21 protein-coding genes are annotated in these 24,191 nt (G+C 66.4%); 15 read left to right on the plus strand and 6 right to left on the minus strand.

Going from position 1 to position 24,191, the window contains the following annotated elements; all coding sequences use genetic code 11:
- Positions 1-217 precede the first annotated feature (217 nt).
- From AC5P60_RS20940 to AC5P60_RS20980, 9 genes are all read left to right on the plus strand, one after another.
- Positions 218-2,794 carry a TonB-dependent receptor plug domain-containing protein gene (locus tag AC5P60_RS20940; RefSeq protein ID WP_483692773.1) on the plus strand — a complete coding sequence of 859 codons (2,577 nt, stop codon included), beginning with the start codon at positions 218-220 and terminating at the stop codon, positions 2,792-2,794.
- A 52-nt stretch (positions 2,795-2,846) separates the two neighbouring features.
- Positions 2,847-3,428, plus strand: a complete 582-nt coding sequence (gene msuE, locus AC5P60_RS20945; RefSeq protein ID WP_049403172.1) for an FMN reductase — start codon at positions 2,847-2,849, stop codon at positions 3,426-3,428.
- Between the two features lie 157 nt (positions 3,429-3,585).
- Positions 3,586-3,948 carry a DUF3088 family protein gene (locus AC5P60_RS20950; RefSeq protein ID WP_005409341.1) on the plus strand — a complete coding sequence of 121 codons (363 nt, stop codon included), beginning with the start codon at positions 3,586-3,588 and terminating at the stop codon, positions 3,946-3,948.
- 14 nt (positions 3,949-3,962) lie between these two features.
- Complete coding sequence (locus AC5P60_RS20955) at positions 3,963-4,940, plus strand: MsnO8 family LLM class oxidoreductase (protein ID WP_483692772.1); 978 nt, start codon at positions 3,963-3,965, stop codon at positions 4,938-4,940.
- A gap of 18 nt (positions 4,941-4,958) precedes the next feature.
- Entirely contained in the window at positions 4,959-6,302 is a 1,344-nt protein-coding gene (locus tag AC5P60_RS20960) for an LLM class flavin-dependent oxidoreductase (protein WP_483692771.1), read from the plus strand.
- A gap of 4 nt (positions 6,303-6,306) precedes the next feature.
- A complete protein-coding gene (locus AC5P60_RS20965; protein ID WP_483692770.1) occupies positions 6,307-7,527 on the plus strand; it encodes a M20 aminoacylase family protein in 1,221 nt (406 codons plus the stop codon).
- Complete coding sequence (locus AC5P60_RS20970) at positions 7,524-8,075, plus strand: GNAT family N-acetyltransferase (RefSeq protein WP_111108871.1); 552 nt, start codon at positions 7,524-7,526, stop codon at positions 8,073-8,075. Before AC5P60_RS20965 ends, AC5P60_RS20970 begins: the two co-directional genes overlap by 4 nt.
- The gene (locus tag AC5P60_RS20975; protein ID WP_483692769.1) at positions 8,072-9,817 is read left to right on the plus strand and encodes an amino acid ABC transporter permease/ATP-binding protein; all 1,746 of its coding nucleotides are present in this window, start codon (positions 8,072-8,074) and stop codon (positions 9,815-9,817) included. Before AC5P60_RS20970 ends, AC5P60_RS20975 begins: the two co-directional genes overlap by 4 nt.
- 16 nt (positions 9,818-9,833) lie before the next feature.
- Positions 9,834-10,811, plus strand: coding sequence for an ABC transporter substrate-binding protein (locus AC5P60_RS20980; RefSeq protein WP_483692768.1), 978 nt, complete (start codon positions 9,834-9,836; stop codon positions 10,809-10,811).
- 57 nt (positions 10,812-10,868) lie between these two features.
- On the opposite strand, the gene AC5P60_RS20985 is transcribed toward AC5P60_RS20980, so the two are convergent.
- Positions 10,869-13,988 (minus strand): galactose-binding domain-containing protein, encoded by a 3,120-nt coding sequence (locus AC5P60_RS20985; protein WP_483692767.1) that lies wholly within the window; start codon positions 13,986-13,988, stop codon positions 10,869-10,871.
- A 523-nt stretch (positions 13,989-14,511) separates the two neighbouring features.
- Between AC5P60_RS20985 and AC5P60_RS20990 the strand changes: the two genes are divergently transcribed.
- The gene (locus tag AC5P60_RS20990; RefSeq protein WP_049403212.1) at positions 14,512-15,009 is read left to right on the plus strand and encodes a helix-turn-helix transcriptional regulator; all 498 of its coding nucleotides are present in this window, start codon (positions 14,512-14,514) and stop codon (positions 15,007-15,009) included.
- Positions 15,010-15,047: 38 nt separating this feature from the next.
- On the opposite strand, the gene AC5P60_RS20995 is transcribed toward AC5P60_RS20990, so the two are convergent.
- A complete protein-coding gene (locus AC5P60_RS20995; RefSeq protein ID WP_483692766.1) occupies positions 15,048-16,124 on the minus strand; it encodes an MBL fold metallo-hydrolase in 1,077 nt (358 codons plus the stop codon).
- Positions 16,125-16,228: 104 nt separating this feature from the next.
- Here AC5P60_RS20995 and AC5P60_RS21000 point away from each other — a divergent pair, with 104 nt between their 5' ends.
- A complete protein-coding gene (locus AC5P60_RS21000; protein WP_049430342.1) occupies positions 16,229-16,840 on the plus strand; it encodes a TetR/AcrR family transcriptional regulator in 612 nt (203 codons plus the stop codon).
- On the opposite strand, the gene AC5P60_RS21005 is transcribed toward AC5P60_RS21000, so the two are convergent.
- The 3 genes from AC5P60_RS21005 to AC5P60_RS21015 form a co-directional block, all read right to left on the minus strand.
- Positions 16,837-18,783 carry an EAL domain-containing protein gene (locus tag AC5P60_RS21005; RefSeq protein ID WP_033834470.1) on the minus strand — a complete coding sequence of 649 codons (1,947 nt, stop codon included), beginning with the start codon at positions 18,781-18,783 and terminating at the stop codon, positions 16,837-16,839. The genes AC5P60_RS21000 and AC5P60_RS21005 overlap by 4 nt on opposite strands.
- Before the next feature lie 96 nt (positions 18,784-18,879).
- On the minus strand, positions 18,880-19,596 hold the full coding sequence (locus AC5P60_RS21010) for an SDR family NAD(P)-dependent oxidoreductase (RefSeq protein WP_033834471.1): 717 nt from the start codon (positions 19,594-19,596) through the stop codon (positions 18,880-18,882).
- A gap of 28 nt (positions 19,597-19,624) precedes the next feature.
- Positions 19,625-19,807 (minus strand): hypothetical protein, encoded by a 183-nt coding sequence (locus AC5P60_RS21015; RefSeq protein ID WP_033834472.1) that lies wholly within the window; start codon positions 19,805-19,807, stop codon positions 19,625-19,627.
- Positions 19,808-19,882: 75 nt separating this feature from the next.
- Here AC5P60_RS21015 and AC5P60_RS21020 point away from each other — a divergent pair, with 75 nt between their 5' ends.
- Positions 19,883-20,686 carry an APH(3')-II family aminoglycoside O-phosphotransferase gene (locus AC5P60_RS21020; RefSeq protein ID WP_033834473.1) on the plus strand — a complete coding sequence of 268 codons (804 nt, stop codon included), beginning with the start codon at positions 19,883-19,885 and terminating at the stop codon, positions 20,684-20,686.
- Here the strand turns inward: AC5P60_RS21020 and AC5P60_RS21025 are convergent.
- Positions 20,659-21,084 (minus strand): DoxX family protein, encoded by a 426-nt coding sequence (locus tag AC5P60_RS21025; RefSeq protein ID WP_111108865.1) that lies wholly within the window; start codon positions 21,082-21,084, stop codon positions 20,659-20,661. The genes AC5P60_RS21020 and AC5P60_RS21025 overlap by 28 nt on opposite strands.
- 142 nt (positions 21,085-21,226) lie before the next feature.
- On the opposite strand from AC5P60_RS21025, the gene AC5P60_RS21030 reads away from it, so the two are divergent.
- The 3 genes from AC5P60_RS21030 to AC5P60_RS21040 all read left to right on the plus strand — a co-directional run bounded on the left by AC5P60_RS21030 (position 21,227) and on the right by AC5P60_RS21040 (position 23,979).
- A complete protein-coding gene (locus tag AC5P60_RS21030) occupies positions 21,227-21,808 on the plus strand; it encodes a TetR/AcrR family transcriptional regulator (protein WP_483692765.1) in 582 nt (193 codons plus the stop codon).
- Positions 21,805-22,839, plus strand: coding sequence for a DUF418 domain-containing protein (locus tag AC5P60_RS21035; RefSeq protein WP_483692764.1), 1,035 nt, complete (start codon positions 21,805-21,807; stop codon positions 22,837-22,839). Before AC5P60_RS21030 ends, AC5P60_RS21035 begins: the two co-directional genes overlap by 4 nt.
- A 99-nt stretch (positions 22,840-22,938) precedes the next feature.
- A complete protein-coding gene (locus tag AC5P60_RS21040; protein ID WP_242899418.1) occupies positions 22,939-23,979 on the plus strand; it encodes an aminoglycoside phosphotransferase family protein in 1,041 nt (346 codons plus the stop codon).
- The last annotated feature ends 212 nt before the right edge of the window (positions 23,980-24,191 follow it).

The following is a 24,191-nucleotide window of genomic DNA, read 5'->3' on the forward strand; positions in this document are numbered from 1 at the left end:
CCACCCACCACCTGCCACCCACCACCCGCCGCGCATCATCCAGCGTCGATTGCCCATCGCCATCCCATGGGCGTGGTGCGCAGGGCTGCCTAACGTCATTACCAGCAGTCATGTGGGTGGCCGGATGTTACGGCTGGGTGACGCGATCGCGCCTGTCGCGGTGGGCGGACAGGCCCTTGAATGGAAGCGTGTTTCCGGCCCACCCCCACGAGCCCCCATGCCTGCCGCCCACGCCCCTGTCCTGAGCACTCTCGCTGTTCTGATCACCGCCATCCTCGCCGCGTCGCCCACCCATGCGGCGGAAGCCGATGCCGATCCTGCCGCCACCGCCGCGACCGCCAACGTGGCAGCATCCACGCTGGATGCGGTGGTGGTGACCGGCTCGCGCACCAGCACGCGTACGGTGAAGAACAGTTCCACGCCGATCGACGTGATCTCCGCCGAGGACCTTGCCTCCACTGGCCAGGCCAACCTGCTGGAAGCGCTGCAGCGCGCACTGCCGTCGCTCAGCCAGATTGGTGGCTACCAGAGCGACCAGGAGAGCCTGATCCGTGGCTACCAGCTGCGCAACCTGTCGCCCGGCTACACGCTGGTGCTGGTGAACGGCAAGCGCCGCAATGCCAGTGCCTATGTGAGCGGTGCCAATGGGGGCGGCTTCCCAGGCCATGCGTGGGCGGACCTGGCGTTGATTCCGGTGTCGGCCATCGACCACGTGGAAGTGCTGCGTGATGGTGCGTCGGCCATCTATGGCTCCGATGCGATTACCGGTGTGGTCAACGTGATCCTGAAGTCGCAGGCGCACGGTGGCGAGCTCGCCGTGGAAAGCGGGCAGAGCATTGATGGCGATGGCTCGCGAACCAGCGTGCGTGCCAACGTTGGCCTGCCGTGGGGTGCCGATGGCTTCGTCAACCTCTCCGGCGAGACCACCCGCCAGCATCATGCGATCCGCACCCGCCGCTACATCGATGGCTATCTGAGCTACCCGGCGGTGGATGGTAGCGGCAATCTGGTGGCGCTGCGGCCGAATAATCGATTGCCGGCCGGCGCATCGCCGAACCCGGCCGAAGCCAGCCGCAATGCCGAGGCCAACACCATCCTCAGCTCCCCGTCGTATGCGCTGAAGGCGTTCGCGGTGAACGTGGGCCATGGCCTGGGCGAGAGCGCGCAGTTCTACGCCAACGCCACGGCCAGCGATCGCACCGCGCAGGCAATCCAGAACTTCCGCCTGCCGGCGACCATCTTCACCACTTACAAGGCTCCAGGCGTGCTGAACGTGTTTCCCGATGGCTTCCTGCCAGTGCTGGAAACCAAGGAGAAGCAGTACACCGGCACTGCGGGCGTGAAAGGCCGGATCGCGGGCTGGGATTACGACGCCAGCCTGACCGGCAACCGCAGCACGGTGCGCACCTATACGCGCAACTCGGTGAACTACTCGCTGCCGTACCCCGGTTCGCCCACTGATTTCTATGATGGCAAGCTGGACTACCAGCAGGGCATCGCCAACCTGGACCTGCGCCGTGGCTTCGAGGTGGCGGCGTTTGCGTCGCCGCTGGAGGTGAGCGCGGGCGCCGAGTACCAGCACGAACAATACGAGCGTGGGGCAGGGCAGTGGGAGTCCTACACCGGCTTTGGTGCTGCGGCCTTCGTCGGCTATTCCACTGCGGACGCGGTGAAGGCGACCCGCAACAGCAAGGCGGTGTACGGGGGTGCGGCCACCAACATCACCTCGCGCTGGTATCTGGATGCGGCGGCGCGCTGGGAAGACCATTCCGACTTCGGCAGCGTGTCCACTGGCCGCCTGACCACGCGCTTCGACTTCACCGACGCGTTGGGTGTACGCGCGACGGTCAGCAACGGCTTCCATGCGCCCAGCCTGGGCGCACAGTTCTACCAGGCCACGGGCAGCTGCCCGTGCGGGACCACGCTGGTGGCGCAGGTGTCTTCACCGGCGGCGGTTGCGCTGGGTGCTACGCCGCTGAAGCCCGAGAAAGCCACCAACTACAGCCTGGGCGTGACCTGGGACCCGAGCCCGGCGTTCCATCTGGCCGTGGATGCGTACCAGATCGACATCCGTGGCCAGCTGGGCCAGTCCAGCCAGATCGGCTACAACGCGCAGGATCCTGCACGCATCACCGACAACAGCGGTACGGTGCTGAGCGCGGCGCAGAAGAACACCATCGATGCGCTGCTCGGGTCGGCCGGCATCAGCATCCTGCCGGGTGATGCGTTCTACGCCAGCTACTTCACCAATGTAGGCAATACCCGCACGCGCGGTGTCGAGCTGACCCTGGAAGCCAACCAGGACACTGCGTGGGGCAAGCTGCGCTGGAGCTACGCGGCCAACGTCGGCCGTACCACCATCCAGAAGGTGAGCGACATTCCGGCGGCACTGCAGGGGCTGCCGAACATCAACCTGCTGACCAAGAGCAGCGAGTACGCGCTGCGCTTCCGCACGCCCAGCTACACCCAGGTAGCCGGGCTGGGCTGGCAGAACGGGCGCTGGCGCTCGAACGTCGATTTCACCTACTACGGCCCGATCAAGCGCCTGAACAACGGCGTGGAGTACAAGCAGCCGCCGGTGCTGGTGACCAATCTCTCCGGTGCCGTGGAACTGGGTGCAGGCTGGAGTGCGGCGCTGGGCATCAACAACGTGTTCGACAAGCGCACGCGCAAGGTGCCGGAGTACGCGCGCAGTGCCACCGATGTGGCGAGCATCGAGACGACCTGGGACAACGGCGACGTGTTGGGCAACGTCGGCGCGTACTGGTATGGGCGGGTCAGTTACCGGTTTTGAGGTTCACGCCAAAGGCGGCCGGACGTGGTCCGGCATCATCGAGGAGCATTTCATGTCTTCTGCATTGAAGGTGGTGGCAGTGGTGGGGTCACCGACCAGCTCGGCGACGTCGCGCACGTTGCTGCTGGTGCGGCACTTGTTGGCGTCGTTGCAGCAGCGGGTGCATGCCAGCGTGGAGCTGGTGGAGCTGGCGCCGATCGCGCGTTCGCTGGGGCAGTCGCTGTCGCGCGATGAAGCGGAGCCAGCCGTAGAGCAGGCACTGCAGGCAATCGAGACGGCCGGTCTGCTGGTGGTCGCGGCACCGGTGTATCGCGGTTCCTATCCCGGGCTGTTCAAGCACCTGGTCGATTTCATCGGGCTGGAAGCGCTGGTGGATACGCCGGTGCTGCTGGCGGCGACCGGTGGCAGCGAGCGCCATGCGTTGGTGATCGACCACCAGTTGCGGCCGTTGTTCAGTTTCCTGCAGGCGCACACGCTGCCGATCGGGGTGTATGCCACGCCTGCCGACTTCGATGGCGAGCACATCAACAGTGCAGCCTTGCAGGCGCGCATCGCACTGGCGGCCGAGCGCGCGGCAGGGCATCTGGCTTCGCAGGCGCTGGCGGTACCGGCGCCGCTGCGAAGGATCGCCTGACGCCATAACCGGCGGCGCTTTGCTTATGGCCAAGGCGCATCTGCATGGCCGGATCTGACCGCCGATTGTCGCCTGGCATCGCCGTGCCGACCGCCGTCATCTCTAGCATCGATATCGAAGTGGCATCGCATTGCCGCACCCCGATGAGGACGACCCCGTGAGTCTGGACGCAACCGACAAGCCCATCCTGTTCCTGCTCGACCGTGAGTTCGAGGACGGACAGATTCCCGGCCAGCGCTTCTTCTGCCGGCACAGCCTGTTGCTGGAAGGTGCGCTGTCGAGCATCGACGGCCTGGACGCGCAGCTGGACGTGCGCCGCATCGGTTTCGCACGGCCGCGCCGGGAGGTGATCGCCGAGATCGGCGAGCAGGACCAGTCGCTGCCGAAGCTGGTGCTGCCGCAGGGCGTGCGCAGTGACCTCGCGAGTGGCGTGCACCAGGACCGCCAGTACATCTCCGGTGCCGAGCCGATCCTGGCCGCACTGAACGGGTTGCTCGGCATTCCCGTGGCCCATCCCTGAGCGAGGACGCGACCATGAGCTATCAGATCAGCGTGTTGGACAAGAGCCCGGTGGCCGAGGGCGCCTCGCCGGAGCAGGCGCTGCGCAACAGCCTGCAGCTGGCCCAGCGCGCCGAACAGCTGGGCTATCACCGTTACTGGTTTGCCGAGCACCACGCCGCGCCGACGTTGGCCAGCCCCGCACCGGAAGTGCTGGCCGCCTGGGTGCTGGCGCAGACCCGGCGCATCCGCATCGGCAGCGGTGGGGTCATGCTGCGTCACTATGCGCCGTACAAGGTGGCGGAGAACTTCAACCTGCTGGCCGCGTTGGCGCCAGGGCGCGTGGATCTGGGCGTGGGCAAGGCGCCCGGCGGCCTGCCGGCATCTACCGCTGCATTGGCAGCGGGGCGGCCGGCGTTCGCCGACTTCGACCAGCAACTGCGCGATCTTGAGGGCTATTTGTCCGGCGCCCAAGCCGATGTGCTGGCGCGGCCGATTCCGCAGCTGGCGCCGGAGCGCTTCCTGCTCGGTGCCAGCCCGCAGAGTGCACGGCAGGCGGCCGAGCTGGGCTGGCGTTTCGTCTACGCCGCGCACTTCGACGGCGACCCGAAGCACATCGAGGCCGCGTTCGACGCCTACCGCAGCGTCTCCTCGCAGCCACCGCTGCTGGCTACGGTGGCCTTCGCCGCACCGACTGCGGAAGCCGCTGCGCGTCATATTGGTGCGCTGCGCGTCTACAAGCTGCACTTCGGTCCCGGGCAGACGGTGAACCTGCCCAGCCCAGAGGCGGCTGCCGAGTATGCGCGCCAGGTGGGGGTGGCCGACTACCGCATCGAGGAAACACGCCCGAGCGTGTTGTCTGGCGATGCGCAGCACGTGCGTGACGAACTGGACGCGCTGCATCGGCGCTTCGGCGTGGGCGAGTTCATTCTCGATGCGCCGGTGGCCGACCTCGACGCGCGCCTGACATCCCTTGAACTGCTGTCGCCCGCGCCGCGCGCGGCGGTGGCCTGACCTGCAGGAGCGATTCCCATGAGCACCACTCCGCGCCACATTCCGTTCGGCATCATGCTGCAGGGCCCAGGCAGCCACATGCATGCCTGGAAGCATCCATCCAATCCGGCCGACGCCAGCGTCAACCTGCAGTTCTACATCGACATCGCGCGCACTGCCGAGGACAACGGCATCGCGTTCGGCTTCGTTGCCGACGGCCTGTACATCAACGAAAAGTCGATCCCGCACTTCCTCAACCGCTTCGAGCCGATCTCGCTGCTGTCGGCGCTGGCCACGGCGACGAAGAAGATCGGCCTGGCCGGTACGCTGTCCACCTCCTACAGCGACCCGTTCACGGTGGCCCGCCAGTTCGCCTCGCTGGATCTGCTCAGCGGCGGCCGCGCTGGCTGGAACGTGGTGACCTCCCCGTTGGAGGGCTCTGGCCGCAACTACGGCCGGCCGCATCCGGAGCACGCGCTGCGCTACCAGATCGCCGACGAGTACCTGGAGGTGGTGCAGGGACTGTGGGATTCCTGGGATGACGACGCCTTCGTGCGCGAGCGCGACAGCGGCACGTTCTTTGCGCCGGAGAAGTTCCGCCGGCTCGACCACAAAGGCCGCTTCTTCCAGGTGGAAGGCCCGCTCAACATCCAGCGTTCGCCGCAGGGACAGCCGGTGATCTTCCAGGCCGGTTCGTCTGATGATGGCATCGCGCTGGCCGGCAAGTACGCCGATGCGGTGTTCACCCATTCGCCATCGCTGGAAGAAACCCGCGCGTTCACCCAGAAGGTGAAGAACTCGGCGATCGCGCACGGCCGCAGCGGCAACGACGTGAAGATCTTCCCTGGCATCGGCCCCATCGTCGGCCGCACTGCCGAGGAGGCCGAAGCCAAGTATCAGGCGATCGCCGCGCTGGCCACGCTGGAGGACGCGCTGGCCTATCTCGGCCGCTTCTTCGATCACCACGATTTCAGCCAGTACGACCCGGATGCACCGTTCCCGGAGCTGGGCGACATCGGCAGTAATTCGTTCCGTTCCACCACCGACCGCATCAAGCAGGATGCGCGTGAGAAGGGCCTGAGCCTGCGCCAGGTGGCGTTGGAAGCGGTGAGCCCGCGACCAAACTTCATCGGCACGCCGGAGCACGTGGCCGATGAGCTGATCCGTTGGTTCGACGCCGGTGCCAGCGACGGCTTCATTCTCGGTTTTGCGGCGCAGCGCGAAGGCCTGGACGATTTCGTGACCCAGGTGCTGCCGATCCTGCAGGCCCGTGGCTACCACCAGCGCGAGCTGGAAGGGCAGACCCTGCGTGAGCATCTGGGCCTGCCGTACAAGGCCAGCCGCCATTCGACCGACGCCGAACCGGCGCGGATGGTGGGGTAGGGCGATGAGCGGAGAGAATTCGGTAGCGCCCGGCCATGCCCGGCGAGACCCCGCGTCCATCGGCGTGCTGCCCGAAATCGCGGCACGCGCCGAGGCGGCCATCGCGATCCGCCATGACCTGCACCGGCATCCGGAGCTGGCCTTCGAGGAGCACCGCACCAGCGCCCGTGTGGCCGAGTTGCTGCAGCAGTGGGGCTATGAGGTCACCACCGGGCTCGGTGGCACAGGCGTTGTCGGCACGCTGCAACGCGGGCAGGGCAGCCGTCGCCTCGGCCTGCGCGCCGACATCGATGCATTGCCGATCCACGAGGACTCCGGCCTGGCCTATGCCAGCCAGACCGAGGGGTTGATGCATGCCTGCGGCCACGATGGGCATACCGCCATCCTGCTGTCTGCGGCGCATTACCTGGCCCATCACGGCAATATCGACGGCACCCTGCAGCTGGTGTTCCAGCCGGCCGAGGAGACCGGTTCGGGCGCGTCGAAGATGATTGCCGACGGCCTGTTCGAGCGCTTCCCGGTGGACGCGATCTATGGCCTGCACAACTGGCCGAGCGTGCCGGTGGGCCACTTCGGCTTTGTCGATGGCCCGGCGATGGCGTCGGTGGACTGGGCACGGCTGAAGGTGATCGGAAAGGGCGGCCACGGTGCCGAGCCGCAGGGCAGCGTGGATCCGATCCTGGTCGCCGCGCACATCATCACTGCGCTGCAGAGCGTGGTGTCGCGCAACGTCGATCCGCGGCAGATGGGCGTGGTCACCATCGGCTCGATCCACGGCGGCCAGGCCGCCAATGTGATTCCGGACGTGGTCGAGCTGAAACTGACCGTGCGCGCTTACCTGCCGGAGGTACGCGACACCCTGCGGCGCCGGGTCACCGGGATTGCCGAGCAGACCGCTGCCGCTTTCGGGGCACGCGCCGAAATCGAGTTCCCGCGTGGCTTCCCCAGCGTGATCAACCACCCGCAGCAGACCGCCTACATCCGCGACGTGGCCGTGCAGGGCTTCGGCAACGAACAGGTGGTGCCGGAGTTCGCGCCGCGCACCGCCAGCGAGGACTTCGCTTTCCTGTTGCAGGCACGGCCCGGGAGTTTCGTGTTCGTCGGCAACGGCGACAGCGCACCGCTGCACAGCCCGCGCTATGTGTTCAACGACGCCGCAATCGCACCCGCCGCCAGCCTGTGGGCACGGCTGGCCGAAGACTATCTGGTGAAGGACGTGGCATGAGCAACAACGAACGCTTCCTCTATACCTCGGTGGATGATCCATTGGCGCGGCCGCTGTTCGATGGCCTGGAGCAGGAGTACGACAGTCGCTATGCCGACGTGCGCCGACGCATCGGCGGCAGCGCCCGCGAGGAGCTGCAACGCTATCCGGCGCAGGCCTTCGCGGCGCCGGTAGGCGCGTTCGTGCTGCTGCTGCGCGATGGTGTGGCGATCTCCGGCGGCGCCTTCATGCCGCACCGCGATCCGGACACCGCCGAATTCAAACGCATCTGGACGCTGCCCGGGCTGCGCCGGCAGGGCATCGCGCGTCGCGTGCTTCAGGAACTGGAAGACCAGGCGGCGCGGCAAGGGTACCGGCGGGTGTTCCTGACCACCGGCTTCCGCCAGCCTGAAGCGGTTGGCCTGTACCTCAGCCATGGTTACACCGCGCTGTTCGATCTGGATGCGGACCCGGAAACGGTTGCGCATCTGCCGTTCGAAAAGCACCTGCGGGCACCGGCGCCCGTCATCGTGCCTGCGCAGACCCAGCTGCAAGGAGCCCACGCGTGAGCACGCCTTCGACCGCGCTGGATGGCATTGCAACCCGGCCGGCGCCCGCACCGGCGCTGAAGATCGTGCCGGCCCGGCATCCGCTGCAGGTGTTCGGCACAGTATTGGCACTGGCGCTGATCCTGATCGGGTTGCAGTCCGTACTGGGTAATCCGCGCTGGGGCTGGGGCACCTTCGCTGAGTGGTTCTTCGCACGCCCGGTGCTCGAGGGCCTGGGCCGCACGCTGCTGCTGACCGCGCTCGGTACCGGTCTCGGTTTCGCACTGGGCACCTTGCTTGCGCTGGCCCGCGTCTCTGGTTCGCCGCTGCTGTCGGCGGTGTCGTGGGGCTACGTGTGGTTGTTCCGCTCGATCCCGCTGCTGGTGCTGTTGCTGCTGCTGAACAACCTGGGCTATCTGTACAGCACCATCGAGCTGGGCGTGCCGTTCACCGGCATCAGCCTGTTCTCGTACCCGACCACGCAGCTGATCGGTGTGTTCACCGCCGCGGTGCTGGGCCTGACCCTGAACCAGGCCGCGTTCTCGGCCGAGGTGATCCGCGGTGGCATCCTCTCGGTCGACCACGGCCAGTACGAGGCTGCGGCCGCGCTCGGCCTGCCGCGCGGTCGCCAGGTGCGCCGCATCATCCTGCCGCAGGCAATGCGTTCGATCCTGCCGGCCGCGTTCAACGATGTGATTGGCCTGGCCAAGAGCACCTCGGTGGTCTACGTGCTGGCGCTGCCTGAGCTGTTCTACACCGTGCAGGTGATCTACCGGCGCAACCTGGAAGTGGTGCCATTGCTGATGGTGGCCACGGTCTGGTACCTGGTGATCCTGACCGTGTTGTCGCTGCTGCAGCGGCGCGTGGAGCAACGCTTCGCGCGCGGCCAACTGCAGCGCGAGCGCTCGGTGTCGCGGGTGTCGTCACCGGTGCGGACATCCAGTGATGCCGCACCGCGCGTAGTCAATCGCCCGCGCATCGCCGCGCAGGTTGAAGCGGGCGAGGGCGCTGCGGTGTCGCTGCATGGCGTGGGCAAGATGTTCGGCGATCTGCCGGTGCTGGACGACATGAACCTGGACCTGCGCGCTGGAAGCGTGACGGTTCTGATCGGCCCGTCCGGCGCCGGCAAGTCCACGTTGCTGCGGCTGATCAACCACCTGGAGCGTGCCGACAGCGGCTATGTGACCGTGGGCGGCCAGCTGATCGGCTACCGCCGCGATGGCGACACCCTGTACGAACTGCCCGAGCGCGAGATCCGTCGCCGTCGTGCGGAAGTAGGCATGGTGTTCCAGGGCTTCAACCTGTTCCCGCACCTGACCGCGCTGGAGAACATCATCGAGGCGCCGATCGCGGTGCGCGGCGTGCCGCGACCGCAGGCCGAGCAACAGGCGCGCACGCTGCTGGAACGGGTCGGCCTGGCCGACAAGGCCGATGCGTTCCCGCGCCAGCTGTCCGGTGGCCAGCAGCAGCGCATCGCGATTGCCCGCGCGCTGGCCCTGCAGCCGAAGGTGCTGTTGTTCGATGAACCGACCTCGGCGCTGGACCCGGAACTGGTGGCCGAGGTGCTGAGCGTGATCGAGGAGCTGGCCCGCTCCGGCACCACGCTGGTGATCGTCACCCATGAGCTGAGCTTCGCCCGCCGCGTGGCCGACCACGTGGTGATGATGGACCAAGGGCGGGTGATCGAGCAGGGCACGCCCGAGGTGCTGTTCGAACGCCCGCGCCAACAGCGCACCGCCGATTTCCTGGCCAAGACCCTGTAACCCCGGAAGGAACACCATGAGCCCTGCAGCACCGCGTCGTCCCTCGCGCAGCACCCTGTTGATCGTGGGCGTGCTGGTCATCGGCATCGCCGGCATTGTCTATTCGCGCGTACGCCAGGGGCCGGATGCAGGCGCCGTGGCCGCGACCAGCCTGGCAAGCGGCAACACCGTTGCCTTGAAGGGCACGTTTGACCCGAAGGCGCAGGCGTTGATCCCGGCCGACTATCGCTTCGTCACCCCCGGTACGTTCACCGTGGCGACCCATCCGGGACAGCTGCCTCTGGCCGATTATGGGGCCGACAGCAAGGACGTAGTCGGCATCGAGCCCGACATCGCCCGCCTGATCGCCGATGCGCTGGGCCTGAAGCTGGTGATCGTGCCGGTGGCGTGGGCCGACTGGCCGCTGGGGCTGGAATCGGGCAAGTACGATGCGGTGCTGTCGAACGTGACGGTCACCGAGGAGCGAAAGAAGAAGTTCGATTTCTCCAGCTACCGTTACGACCTGCTGGGCATCTACACGCGCACTGATGGGCCGATCCAGAAGATTGAGAAGCCGGCCGATGTTGCCGGGCTGAAGGTGGTGGTCGGTGCCAGCACCAACCAGGACCAGATCCTGCGGCAGTGGGACCAGCAGAACATCGCTGCCGGCTTGAAGCCGGTGGAGTACCAGTACTTCGATGACGCGGTGGTCGGCCGGTTGGCGGTGATCACCGGGCGGGCCGATGTCTCGTTCGAGCCCAATGCCACCGGCGCGTACTCGGCACGCGACGGCAAGGTGCGGCGCGTGGGCCTGTTCCCCGGCGGCTGGCCGAACGCTGCGGCGATCTCGGTGACCACCCGCAAGGGCAGCGGCCTGGCTGACGCGGTGACGCAGGCGCTGAACACGCAGATTGCCAGTGGTACCTATGCGCAGGCGCTGAAGCGATGGAACGTGGCCGAGGAAGCCGTGCCGCAGTCGCAGACCAACCCGCCGGGATTGCCGACGCTGCAATGACACCGGGCGTGGCCCGGGTGACCCCCGCTTTGTAGAGCCAAGCCTTGCTCGGCTGCTTTACCAGCGCGCCTCCAGCGTTTTGAACGGTTTCGCCAGCCGCACACCCTCGGCATCGAAGTCGGAAACGCTATGCCCATCCACACGCACCGTCTTCGGCATGGTGCGCGCCGGCCACCAGACTTTCACTGCCGTCCCGCTGCGCAACCCCTTGCCCAGCGTGACCGTCAGCGTGCCGTCGCGCTGACGCGCCTGCATCTGCAACGTGCCATACGCGGTCGGCAGCCGCTCCACCGCCAACCCATCGCCCGCCACCCACGACGGCGGCGTGCCCGGCAGCAATGACAACGCATCATCGTCTTCGCGCATCAGCATGCCGAACAGCGTGCGGCCGTACTCGGCACCAATCCAGGTATGCGGCATGTCGCCCAGGTAGCGGGGGAAACGCAGCCGCGAGTGCACGACCTCGGCCAGTACCTGCCACTCAAGCGGGCGCCGATCATGCAGCAGTCCCTGCAGCAGCTCATCGGCAACCTGCGGTTGGCCCAGGTGCACATAGCTCAGCACGTTGCGGATCTCATACGGCGTATAGGCGTACAGCGCATCGGGCTGGCTGCGCTTGCGCACATCCTCCAGATAACGCGCGAAGGTGGTCCGCAGTGCCTCGGCGGGCAGCGCGCTCTGCGCACCGGTGGGGTCCAGTGCGATCGATACGCCGGTTGGATCGCCATCGCCCAGGTCGGCCGAGGAGGGAATGAAGTCGATGCCCTTCCACGCCATCGTCGCCTGGATAGAGGCGTGCAGCGCGTCGTAGAGCAGCTTGTATTGCTCGCGCGCCCAGGCAGCAGTCTCGTGGTCGCCCAGTGCCTCGGCCAGCCACGCGCCATCGTGCCACCCCTTCAGGCCCCAGTAGTCATCCCAGTAGCTGTGGGTGGGCGACGGATAGCCCTCATGGCTGATCGACGGCGCAAGGATGCCCGCGAAGCGTTCCGGTGCCGGCTGGTCGGCCTTGTAGCCGGGCACCAGCGTGCGCTCGCGCAGTTCCTGCAGAAAGCGCAGCGCCGCTTTCACTTTCGGCAGATAGGCGCGCACTGTTTCTGGCCCGCCATCGAGGCGCGCGACATCGGCCACCAGCGTCACGTACTGGCCCTGGCTGTCGTACTCGATGTCCGATCCAAAGCCGGTGTTGACACTGCCATCGTCGTTGAGGATCGGCGAGACCAGGCCGTTGGCATGCACGCCGTGTTCGCTGTACCAGGCCAGGTAGTCGCGCGCGACGCGTGCTTCGCCCATGCGCAGCAGCACCGCCGAGGTGGCCATGCCGTCGCGGATGAAGGAGCGGTTGTAGTTGCGGGGCCCGGGCTGCATGGCCGGGCCGGTCTGGTTGATCAGCATGTAGGCGGCCTGCGCGCGCAGCATGTCCACCAGCGAAGGATCGGGCAGGCGCAGGCCGACCTGGCCCAGCCGTGCCTGCCAGTCCGCGGACGCCTGCGTGGCCAGTGAATCGAACGCCGTATTGGCATCGCGGGGCAGCGTGGCCAGATCAAGCGCAGGCGCCTCGGGCAGTGCGCCCTTGCTATCGGCGGCGGCAGTACCCAGCGGGAACGCGACCACGATGGCATCGCTGGCGCCCGGTGCCAGTGATACACGGTAGTTCAACGCAGCCGAGGCAAGACCCTGGTCATCGCGCGCCTGTTGCGTGGAGGGCAGCTGGCCGGCAGCGAGGGTCGCGGTGATTTCCGTTGCGCCCTCCCTGCCAAACGGCGCCGCGCCGGACGCAGTCACCGGCGTGAGCGACTGCAGCAGCGTGCGTCCATTGATGCGCACGGCCTGTCCATCGATCGCCACATCGCGGATGGGTGACAGCCCGCCGTTCTGCCACGGCGGATTCATCTGCATCGGGCGCACGACCAGGCTGAGCGTGCCTTCGATCCTGGCGCTGCCCGTGTTGTGCAGGCGATGCCGCAGGAAGGTCACCGGCTGGCCGTTGCGCTCGATGGCGAACACTTCACTGCGCAGCTCCAGGCCGGGTTGCGGTGACCAGGTAGCGGAGGGCATCGGCTTCCAGCCGTCCCGCAATGCATGCTGCACGTTCTGCCCGGCGGCACCTGCAGTGCTCCCATTGGCGCTGCGCCAGATCGGCTGCACCAGCGGCGCCCCTTTGAAGGCTTCCAGGTTGCCGTACTCGTCGAAGATCGATTTCTGTCGCCCGGCATGCACGCCGACGGCGGTCCAGTAAGTCTGCTGCATCTGCAGCGAGGCCGGGAACAACGCGCGCTGCGCACCACTGGCGGCAATCTGGTACTGCTTCATTGGCGTCAACACGGCTTTCGGGCCGAGCAGGCGCAGGCGTGCCACCTTTGGTGCAGATCCATCCACGCTCAGGCGGAATGCACGCACGGCCTGTGCGGCATTGGCGGCCAACCAGCTCTGGCGGTGGCTGGCCGACTGCGCATCGTGCGCGAGGTCCTGCCACCGGCCCTGTGCATCCTGAACCTGCAATCGGGCAGGGCCGCGGTTTCCATCAGCCCAGTCGACCACCAGACCAGCCGTCGATTGAGCCTGCGGCAGCGTGATCTCTAACGCATGGGATCCATTTGTCCCGGCCGGCATCGGAACGGTGCCGCCGCCTTGCCAGAGCGCTGCTGCCTGCGCTGCATCGATACCGCTGATGCGTGCGCTGAGCGTGCTGTCCAGAGGCTCCATCTCGAAGATCGACACGCCCCAGTCGGAGGTGCGCTGCGGGCTGGCCAGCCGCAGATAGCGCGCCTGCCGCGGCGCGAAGTACAGCGTTTCCACATCGCCCAGTGAATCGGCCATCGTGTACGCGGTCTGCCACTGCGTGCCATCCAGTGAGGTCTGCAGTGAATAGCCTTCCGGATTGGAGACATCCCAGGTGAGGCGCGCGCCGGCCAGCAGGGTGGGCGCGCCCAGGTCGATCTGGAACCAGTGCCCAGGGCTGAAGGCGCCGCCGGTCACGGTCTTCGGGTCGCCGTCGATCAGGTGGCCGATCGCCATCGCCGGCACCTGCTGCGAGGAACTGCTGGCCTGCCATTGGCTGCGCGGGGGGAGGGTCTGTGCCTGTGCGCTGGAGGCCAGGGCGGCCAACAGCAGGGCAATGGCAGATCGCCATGGGATAGCTGAGCGGGAGACCTTGGAGCGTTCGGCGCGCAACGTCATTACGGACAGCCTCGCAGGTTCGACCGGAATCGGGCGAACGCTACGCTAGCAAGGGATGTAATCGGTTACATGACGCGCTGCAATAGCGCCAGGCTGTGCGCGGCGTGTCGGAGGCATGACCGCGTTGACGGCTATGGTTCTGGACGCGCGCCTCGGAAGGGCTAGCTTGGGTCAAGGTCAAGGAGTTCAGTATGGGTTGTCATATGACAACCTTCGTTGGACAGGTGCAGGCTTCGGAGAAGGCGGATGTCTCGTGTGCGTGACCCCGACAAGGACATTGAAGCCGCATTGCGATTTGCGGAAGCGAGGGGTTGGAGATTGCGGGTGGGCGGCAGCCATGCGTGGGGGCGGATGTACTGCCCCTACAACGACAGCAAATGCCGGAGCGGGGAATTCTGCGTCGCGAGCATCTGGAGCACGCCACGCAACACCTGCAATCACGCCAGAGTGCTGCGCCGTGTGGTCGAGAACTGCAGCCGTGAGCAATGAGAAACGGTGCGAGCCGAAACGAGATAGGCAGATGATGGAATTCAATTTCACCCTGAAGTACCGCCTGCCGGACGCGTACGACGATGGCGGCATGCTGGAGCAGCGACTTGTGGAATCGGGTTGCGATGATGCGCTGCTGGGCATCGGACGACCTGGCCGGATGGCGCTGGCATTCTGTCGTGAGGCTGACAATGCCGGTGCCGCCCTGGCGTCGGCATTGGGCGACGTACAGCGTGCCGTGCCGGGGGCCGAGCTGGTCGAAGTAAGCCCCGATCTGGTGGGGCTGACCGATGTGGCGGACCTGTTGGGGGTATCACGCCAGAACATGCGCAAGCTGATGCTGGCCAACCCGCAGTCGTTTCCTTCACCGGTTCACGAAGGGACGACGTCGATCTGGCATCTGGCTGACATCCTCGACTGGCTGCAGGCGCGCGGCAGTGGGAAAGTCACCTCGGAAATGGCGGAACTTGCTACCGCGGCGTTGCAGCTCAACCTGGCCCGCGAAGGGCGCAGGTTGCAGCCAAAGGTGTAGTGCGGGCCACGGCCAGCACCCACCCGGAAAGCGAGGCGTTACAACTCCACCGTCTCCCACCAGCGCGTGCCCGCCTGCGGCGCCTGCATGTCGAGCGCTTCGCCCATCATCGGCGTGGCCACCGGCACATTCTTCGCTGCGGCCAACGCGGTGATGCGTTCGAACGGCTGCTGCCACTCGTGCAGTGCCAGATCGAAGGTGCCATTGTGGATCGGCAGCAGCCACTTGCCGCGCAGGTCCAGGTGCGCCTGCAGCGTCTGTTCCGGCTGCATGTGCACGAACGCCCAGCGCGGATCATAGGCGCCGGTCTCGATCATGGTCAGGTCGAACGGACCATACTTTTCGCCGATGGCCTTGAAGCCGTCGAAGTAGCCGGTGTCGCCGCTGAAGAAGATGCGGAAGTCACCGTCCTGGATCACCCACGAGGCCCACAGGCTGCGGTCGCTGTCGCCCAGTCCGCGGCCGGAGAAATGCTGGCCCGGGGTGGCGGTCAGGCGCAGGCCATTGGCCTCGGTCGATTGCCACCAGTCCAGCTGTTCGACCTTGCTGGCGTCCACGCCCCAGGCGATCAGCTGGTCGCCGACGCCGAGCGGTGCAATGAAGCGCGCGGTCTTGCCGGCCAGCTGCATCACCGCTGCGTGGTCGAGGTGGTCGTAGTGGTTGTGCGAGAGGATCACGCCGGCGATCGGCGGCAGATCGTCGATGTTGATCGGCGGCGCATGGAAGCGGGCCGGGCCCATCCACTGCACCGGCGAGGCGCGCTCGGAGAACACCGGGTCGGTCAGCCAGTACTGGCCGCGCAGCTTCAGCAGGATCGTGGAGTGCCCCAGCCGGAACAGGCTGCGGTCCGGTGCAGCATCCAGTGTGGCGCGGTCCAGCGGCTGCACTGGAATCGGGTGCGCGGGCACGGTGCCCTTGGGTTTGTTGAAGAGGAACGTCCACCAGATCTCCAGGCCGTCGCGCAGGCCCATCGCTGGACGGGGCAGGGCATTGCGGAACTTGCCATCACGGTACTGCGGCGACTCGGGGAAGTCGGGGAGGGACCAGGACTTGCAGAAGGTGTAGCCGGTCACGGCGAGGATTCCAAGCAGGAGGACAAGGAGCAGGCGCTTCATGGGTGACGTCCGCTGAGTACACTGCACAGTGTAGTTTCGGGTTTTCCAAAAGTACACTGCTGAGTGTAAAATGGAGGCATCCGTTCAGTTATCCGGTTCCCGCCATGCCCCGTGCCCCGCAACGCCTGACCGACCGCAAACGCGAAGCCATCGTGCGCGCGGCGGTGGAGGAGTTCCGTGCGGCGGGCTACGAGGCGACCAGCATGGACCGCATTGCCGAGGCGGCCGGCGTCTCCAAGCGCACCGTCTACAACCACTTCCCGAGCAAGGAAGCGCTGTTCTCGATGATCCTCGAGGAGCTGTGGGAGCGCAGCGTGGCCAGCGACACATTGCCTTACCGCGCCGACCAGCCGCTGCAGGCGCAGTTGCTGCAGTTGCTGGGGCAGAAGCTGGAATTGCTCAGCGATGCCAACTTCATCGACCTGGCGCGGGTGGCGATGGCCGAGATCATCCACTCACCGGAGCGTGCGCAGGCCATCGTCTGCCGCATGGGTGAAAAGGAAAGCGGCGAGAGTGCATGGATCCGCGCGGCCATCGCCGATGGCAGGTTGCGCGAGGTCGATCCGGAATTTGCTGGCCACCAGCTGCACGGGCTGGTGAAGAGCTTTGCGTTCTGGCCCCAAGTTACGATGGGGCAGGCGCCGTTGAACGCACAGGAGCGTGCACGCGTGGCCGAATCGGCGGTGGCGATGTTCCTCGGTTTCTACGCGGTCTAGCTGGCGGCGAAGCGGCGGAACTCGTCGGCCGGCAGCGCCGCCGAGTACAGATAGCCTTGGCCGACATCCACGCCCAGTGCGCGCAGTTGTTGTTCCTGCGCCAGGGTTTCGGTACCTTCGGCCACCACGATCGCGCCGCAGCGGTGCGCAACCTCGACGATGAAGCGCACGATCGACTGCGACTTGGCGTCGGACAGTGTGGCGATCAGCGCCTGTTCGATCTTGACCTCGGCGATGGCCAGCTGCGAGAGCAGGATCAGAGTTGAATAGCCGGCGCCGAAATCATCCAGCGACAGGGTGACCTCCGCCGCCAGCAGCTGTGCGATGTTGGCATCGACCACGTCGCGCTCGACGATCTCGGTCCATTCGACGATCTCCAGGCGCAACATCACGCCAGGCACATCGTGCAGCTGCAGCAGTTCCTGCAGGCGCAGGCCGAAGTCGGGCAGGCGCAGTGACTCGGCCGAAACGTTCACGGCGATCTTCAGCTGCCAGCCATCGCGTCGGCACTGCTGCAGGAAGTGGATGGCCGACTGCAGCGTGGCCCATTCCAGTTCGGCCAACCGCCCATGCCGACGCAGCAGGGAGATCACCCGCATCGGTGCGATCATCCTGCCCTCGGTATCGCGCATGCGCAGCAGTGCTTCGGCGCCGACCAGCCGGCGATCCTGCAGGCGATGCTTGGGCTGGTAGCACAGCGGCGCATCCCCCTGCTGCAACCAGCGTTCGAGTGAGCTCTCGATCAGGGCGTCGATCTCGCTGTCGCGCTGGATCGGGTCATCAAAGAACACCACGCCCGATTCGATCGCGCTGAGCGCCAGGGTGATCGCGCGGAACGGCAGGTGGCCGTCGTCTTCAGGGGTTGGGGGCTTGAGCTCCACCACCGCGCAGCGGAACAACGGGCGGAAGCCCGGCCAGTCACGGCCGACCCGGTCAGCCAGGTTGCTGGCCAGCTCGGTGATCTGTGGTTGCGTGCGCAGTTCGGGCAGGGTCAGGTCGCGTACCAGGATCGCCAGCGCGGCGTCGCCGAACTGATGGATCTCCAGCTGTCCGGTCGGCAGCGCGGGCAGCAACCGATGCACCTCGTCGGCGGTGTCGCGCTGCCACAGGCCGTTGTCCTGCAGAGGACCATAGCGCAGGCGCAGATCGCGCAGGTTGCCCATCTCGGCCACGATCAGGCAGGCCTTGCCAATGCCGTCGTTGTCGCGCCAGAAGTGCTGCAGGCGTTCGCCGAGCGCGCGCATGTTGGGCAGGCCACTGATCGGATCGATACGCAGCCAGGCCTGTTCGCGTTGGCGCTGCACGTCGATCTGCGCATCGTTGTAGACCAGTGCGAACACCGCGCCCAGCATCAGCAGTGACAGCGGCAGCGCCAGCAGGCGCTGGATCGCCAGCTCTTCCACCGGCAGCAGCTCGGCGCCGATGATCGCCACGCCCAGGGCCAAGCCGAACGCGGTGACGGCGATGCGTACGCCCCAGGCCTGCAGGATCATGCGCAGCGAGAGTTCATTGAGCATGCGCGGGTGCAGGCGCCTGCGCAGCCAGACGCCTGCCAACATCTGCAGTGCGGCCTCAAGGCCAGCAGGCAGGAAGTACAGCGTGCCTGCGAACTGGTAGCGGGCCAGCAGGCTGGCGCCGAGGCAGGCCAGGCCGCCGCGCCAGCCGCCAAGCAGGCCACTGACCAGCAGGATGTCGAAGCCCAGATGGAGCTTGACCACCCCTTGCGTATAGCGGGCCACGAACCACGAGTTGAACAGGTAGATCAGGCCCAGCGCTACGCCTACGTACAGGCGGCGGCCTTCGATGGCGCGGCCGGCGCGACGGGTGGCGATCAGCAGCACGCCGATCATGCCGATCACCGCCGTGGCCTGCAGCAGGTAAAGCGGCAGGCTGGGCAGGGCGCTGTCCAGGACCTGGGCCGCAACCCGTGAAAGCGCATCCATAGCAGGTTCCCGCCTGTGACCGACGGCCAGTGAGGAGCAGGGTAAACCACGGCCGCCTGTGCGGCCACCGCGAGTGCCCTGCGCTGCCCCTGGGGGTCAGTAGCGCGGGTCGGCGATGGCGGGCAGTACCAGTTCACGTACGAAGCCGGACGGCGACAGCTGCAGCAGCGCACGCACCAAGGTCACCACGTCGTGCACCGGCACCAGTTCGCCATCGCCGCGCGCTGCCGCCGCTGCCACGGGAACCGACAGTGCATCGTCGGTATTGAGGTAACCCAGCTGCAGGCTGGTCACGGCCAGGCGGCGGTCACGGAAGCCTTCGCGCAGGGCATCGGCGATGCCGTTGAGTGCGAACTTCGAGGCACCGAAGGCGACTTCCGGGCGCCCGCTGCGTGGCAGGGCCGAGGTCGAGCCGGTCAGTACCAGCTGTGGGCGCGGTGCGCCCAGAACGCGCGGCAGCAGGCGCTGAAGCAACACGAGCGTGGCGGTGATGTTGACGTCAACCAGCTGGGTGAGCGCGGCATCGCTTTCGTCGAGAAAGGCGTACTCGTCGCTGAAGGCCTTCTCTTCCCAGATGCCCAGGTTGTGGATCAGCACATCCAGATCAGCGGGCGCCTGCGCTGCGATGTGATTGGCAGCGACAGCAGGCTGGGACAGATCGGCTTCGATCCATTGCAGTGCGACGCCTTCGGGGCAGGCGATGTCGCGCGGGCGAGTGCGCGAGACACCGACGACGGTGTCGCCGGGCTGGCACAGACCTTCAACGAATGCCCGACCCAGGCCCCTGCTGGCGCCGATGACCATCAATTTCATGTTGCTTCCTTGTTGTACTGCGGCAGTCTCAATCGACTGCCAGAACGGTGTCCCAGTCGGCGAACGCACGCAGGTTGGTGCGTTCAGCGGTAATGATCGAGGCGATGTTGTCGAGCTGGCAACGGTACTGTGGTAGTAGTCGTCGCAGCTGCTGCAGGTGCTGGGATGCACTGACCACTGACAGCCGGGTCAGTTTGGTCAGGCCTCCCATTGTGCGCTCTGCTGGGCGTTGTGCCTCGGGAGCGGCGAGAATCCGTAGGGTCCACAGCAACAGGAACATCCCGGCATGGGAGCACCCAATCCCTTCACTGATGGCCTGCGGCTGCCGCGGGCATGGCAGGAAGCGTTGGCCGATGCGCACATCGAGCGGCAGTCGATCGGCGTGTCGCGCGCGGATGTCGCGCGGGTGCATCGTCCCGGGCAGACCGACGCCTTCCTGAAATCGGAAGTGATCGATGCCTTCAGTGAACTGGGTGATGAGATCGCCCGGCTGCGTTGGCTGCAGGCGCAGGGGCAGTCGGCGCCGACGGTGATTGCCACGACCGAGGAGGGCGGTCGGCGCTGGTTGTTGATGAGCGCGTTGCCCGGCCGCGACTTGGCCTCCTCGCCGGAGCTCGCGCCGAGACGGGTGGCAGAACTGCTGGCTGACGCACTGCGTGGCCTGCATGCCGTGCCTGTAGCCAACTGCCCGTTCGACCAGCAGTTGGCATCGCGCCTGCAGGCCGCACAGGCACGCGTCGAGGCGGGGCTGGTCGATGCCGATGACTTCGACGACGAGCGGCTGGGCCAGAGCCCGCAGCAGGTTTTCGCCGAGCTGCGCGCTACCCGGCCCGCTCATGAAGACCTGGTGGTCAGTCATGGCGATGCCTGCCTGCCCAACCTGATGGTGACCGATGGGCGGTTCACTGGCTTCATCGATTGTGGCCGGTTGGGCGTGGCCGACCGCTATCAGGACCTGGCCCTGGCCGCGCGCAGCCTGGTCCACAATTTCGGGGAGAGCCGCTGTGTCGCCACGCTGTTCCAGCGCTACGGTGCGGTCCCTGATGAGCGGCGGCTTGCATTCTATCGGTTGCTTGACGAGTTTTTCTGAGACCGCGCACGGCTGGCGATGGCTGCGCAGATCAGGCCACCCACCACGCTCAGGTGTTCCAGCGCGAAGAACAGGGCCAGTTTTTGTTCCGCACCTTGCTTGGCCCAGAAGGTGTGCACGATGACGATGGTCAACAGCATGAACACCGCAAGTGCACCGCTGCCCAGCCACAGCAGGCGATCAAACAGCAGGCACAGTGAGCCGCCCAGCAGCACCACGGCACTGGCGATGTTGAACAGTACAGGCGGGTGCAGCCCGGCCGCCTGCATTTCGGCCACGCTGTTATCCCACGCCAGCAGCTTGGCCAGACCCGAGGACAGGAACACCACGGCCAGCAGCAGTCGGGCGAGGAACCACAGCACGCGGCTGTCGAGCAGGGTGGCGATCATCCGTGGCATGCAGGAACTCCGGGAGAGGACGGGGCAGGGCGCGCAGCATCGGGCCTCAACCGCAGTTGAGGTCAAGGTTGGCTGAACGAAGCCCGGCGATGATCTGAGGCCTATCTTTTAAATGGACGAACGTTCGTTCACTATCTGCACCATGAGCCGAACCGACCGCAACGAGCAACGCATCGCGCAGATCCTGCAGGCCGCCCTGCAGTGCTTCCTCGTCAGGGGATTCCACCAGACCAGCATGCGTGACATCGCGCAGGCGGCCGGCGTCAGCCTGGGCAATCTCTACAACCACTTCCCGGGCAAGGAAGCGATCATCCTTGCCGTGGCGGTGGCAGAGAGCGAAGAACTGGCACCTTTGCTGCAGCGACTGGCCGGCGAGCGTGCACAGGTACTGGTTTTCCTTCAGGACTTCCACGCACTGTGCCGCCAGCCGGAATGGGCGACGCTTGCCGTCGAAGTGCTGGCCGAGAGCGCACGCAATCCGGCCGTGGCCGAGGCCTTCGCGGCCAATCGCAGGCAATTGCAGGCGACGCTGGCCGAAGCCCTGCAGCAGTTGGCTCAGCGCGAGCGGCGGCGTCCCGTGCTGGCAGCGGCACTGCAGGCGCAGGTGCTGCTGGATGCCATCGAAAGCGATGCACTGCGTCGGGGGCTGGGCGAAGCCGATGGCACCGATGGGGCATCGCTGGATCTTGGCCTGCTCGCGCTGCTGCTCGGGGCACGCGCATGAGCGCCATTGACCGGCGCTTGCACGGCCTTGATCTGGCCCGCTACCTCGCCTTGGCCGGCATGGTGCTGGTCAACTTCCGCCTGGCGATGGCCGTGCCGGCAGAGGGTGAGGGTTGGTTGGCAGGATTCTTCCATCTGCTGGAAGGCAAGGCGTCGGCGACCTTCGTCACCCTGGCCGGTCTTGGCCTGGTGCTGGCTACGCAGCGGCAGCAATGGTGGCCGGCCAGCGTGCAGACCTGGAGGCGCGCGCTGTTCCTGATGGTGCTGGGCCTGCTCAACCTGACCCTGTTCCCGGCCGACATCCTGCACTACTACGCGGTGTATTTCGCGCTGGCGGTGCTTTGGCTGCGTGCCTCGCCGCGCGTGCTGCTGGCCAGCATCGTGGCCATTGCCGCCTGTTCGTTCTGGGCGCTGCTGCACTGGAACTACAGCGAAGGCTGGAACTGGCAGACGCTGGAGTACGCCGGCCTCTGGCAATGGCCAGGTGCCGCGCGCAACCTGCTGTTCAATGGCTTCCATCCGCTGCTGCCCTGGCTGTGCTTCTTCCTGCTGGGCATGTTGCTGGCGCGGCTGCAGTTGTCGCAACCGCGGGTGCAGCGTGCACTGCTGGTGCTGGGCGTGCTGTTGATCGGTGCCGGCCAGGGCGTGCAGCAGCTTGCGCAGGGAACGCCCTTGCAGGTGTGGCTGGGAACGCAGCCGATGCCGCCGGGACCGGCTTATGTGCTTACGGGTGCGGGTGCGGCCTGCAGTGTCATCGCCGCCTGCCTGTGGCTGGCACGGGTACATCCGGGCGACTGGCTGGAGCCGTTCACGGCGGCAGGGCGCATGACCCTCACGCTCTATGTCGGCCACATCCTGCTGGGCATGGGAACACTGGAAAGCCTTGGCCTGCTTGATGGGCGTGCTTCGCTTGCGTCGGTGCTGTTGTGGGCGCTGTTGTTCCTGATGCTGGCGACAGGCGCGGCCTGGCTATGGTCGTGGCAGTTCGCACGCGGCCCGCTGGAGACGGTGATGCGGCGCATCGCAGGCTAGTTCCCTGGTCGTGCTGAAGCGATGTTGTGACGGACATGTCTGTGCCGCGGCGAACGCATCTGCGATAGTGGTGGCAGGTAACACTTTCTGCTTGCATCCATGTCATTCGCTTCGGCGCAGCATCTCGGCGAAGTCCTGCAACAATCCTATGGCATCACCCCCACCGCCGTGGTGCCACGCCCGGTGGGCGCCGACGCCAATGCCAGCGTGTATCGCGTCGATGCGCGGCACGGGCAGTGGTGGTTGAAATGCCGTACCTACCAGGTCGCCCCAGCGGTGTGGGACAGCCTGCATTGGATGCGCGGCACGCTGGGTATCGATGAGATCGTCGCGCCGTGGCCGGCGTTGACCGGTGGTGCGTCTGTGCAGCGCTGGGGATTGCAGTTCACCCTGTTCCCGTATGTGGAAGGCCAGTCCGGGTTCGAGGCGGCGTTGAGCCGCACGCAGTGGAAACGGCTGGGGGAGGTGCTGCGGCGCCTGCATGGCGCGCAGTTGCCAGCGGAACTGCAGCAGGCACTGCCGATCGTACGGCTGGAAACCGCGGCGCTGGAGACCGTCGGGCAATGGCTGGCCGGCGAGGGACTGGCGGCTGCGAAGGACGGGCTGGGTCGCGCATTCGTTTCGGTATGGGACCAGCAGCATGCGCGCATCGCGGCGTTGCATGCGCAGGCACGGGAGCTGCTCGCGGCGTTGCAGGACGCGCCGGTAGACCTGCATCTGTGCCACACCGATCTGCATGCCGGCAACCTGCTGATGGGCAATGACGGGGGCCTGCACCTGATCGATTGGGATGGTCTGTCGCTGGCCCCACGCGAGCGTGACCTGATGTTCATCGGTGCCGCTGTTGGCGGGCGCTGGGGTCGCGAGAATCCACTGGGGTTCGAGGAGGGCTACGGCAGCGACCGCGGTGACCCACGCTGGATCGCCTGGTGCCGGCACTGGCGCATTCTGCAGGACCTGATCGAGTTCCAGCAGGTGCTGCTCGGCAGCGACGGAGAGGACCGATCGCCGCAGTTGCGCCGGCAGTCATTGCACTACCTGGGGGAGCAGTTCGCACCGGGCAATGTGTTCGATGCGGCGGAGCGGGTATATCGCGCGCTGGATCAGGTTCCAGGCCGTTGCCAGGATCGCCCCGGGTAGAGTCGACTGTTGGTCGACTATCGCGCGCAGCGCGGTTTCTGCCCGCTCCGAACGAAAAGCAGTCGACTAACTGTGATCTCTCGGTAGGTTGTTCATCCGGGGCATCTTTGGAAAATGGTGGTTACCACACCTATCCAGTCCCCAAAGAGCCCGGATGAACCACCATAAAAATGCCCGTTTGACGCCGTTTAGTCGAGAACTTCTTGTCCGCC

The sequence above is a fragment of the Stenotrophomonas sp. YJH_SMC_120 genome (assembly GCF_059368675.1).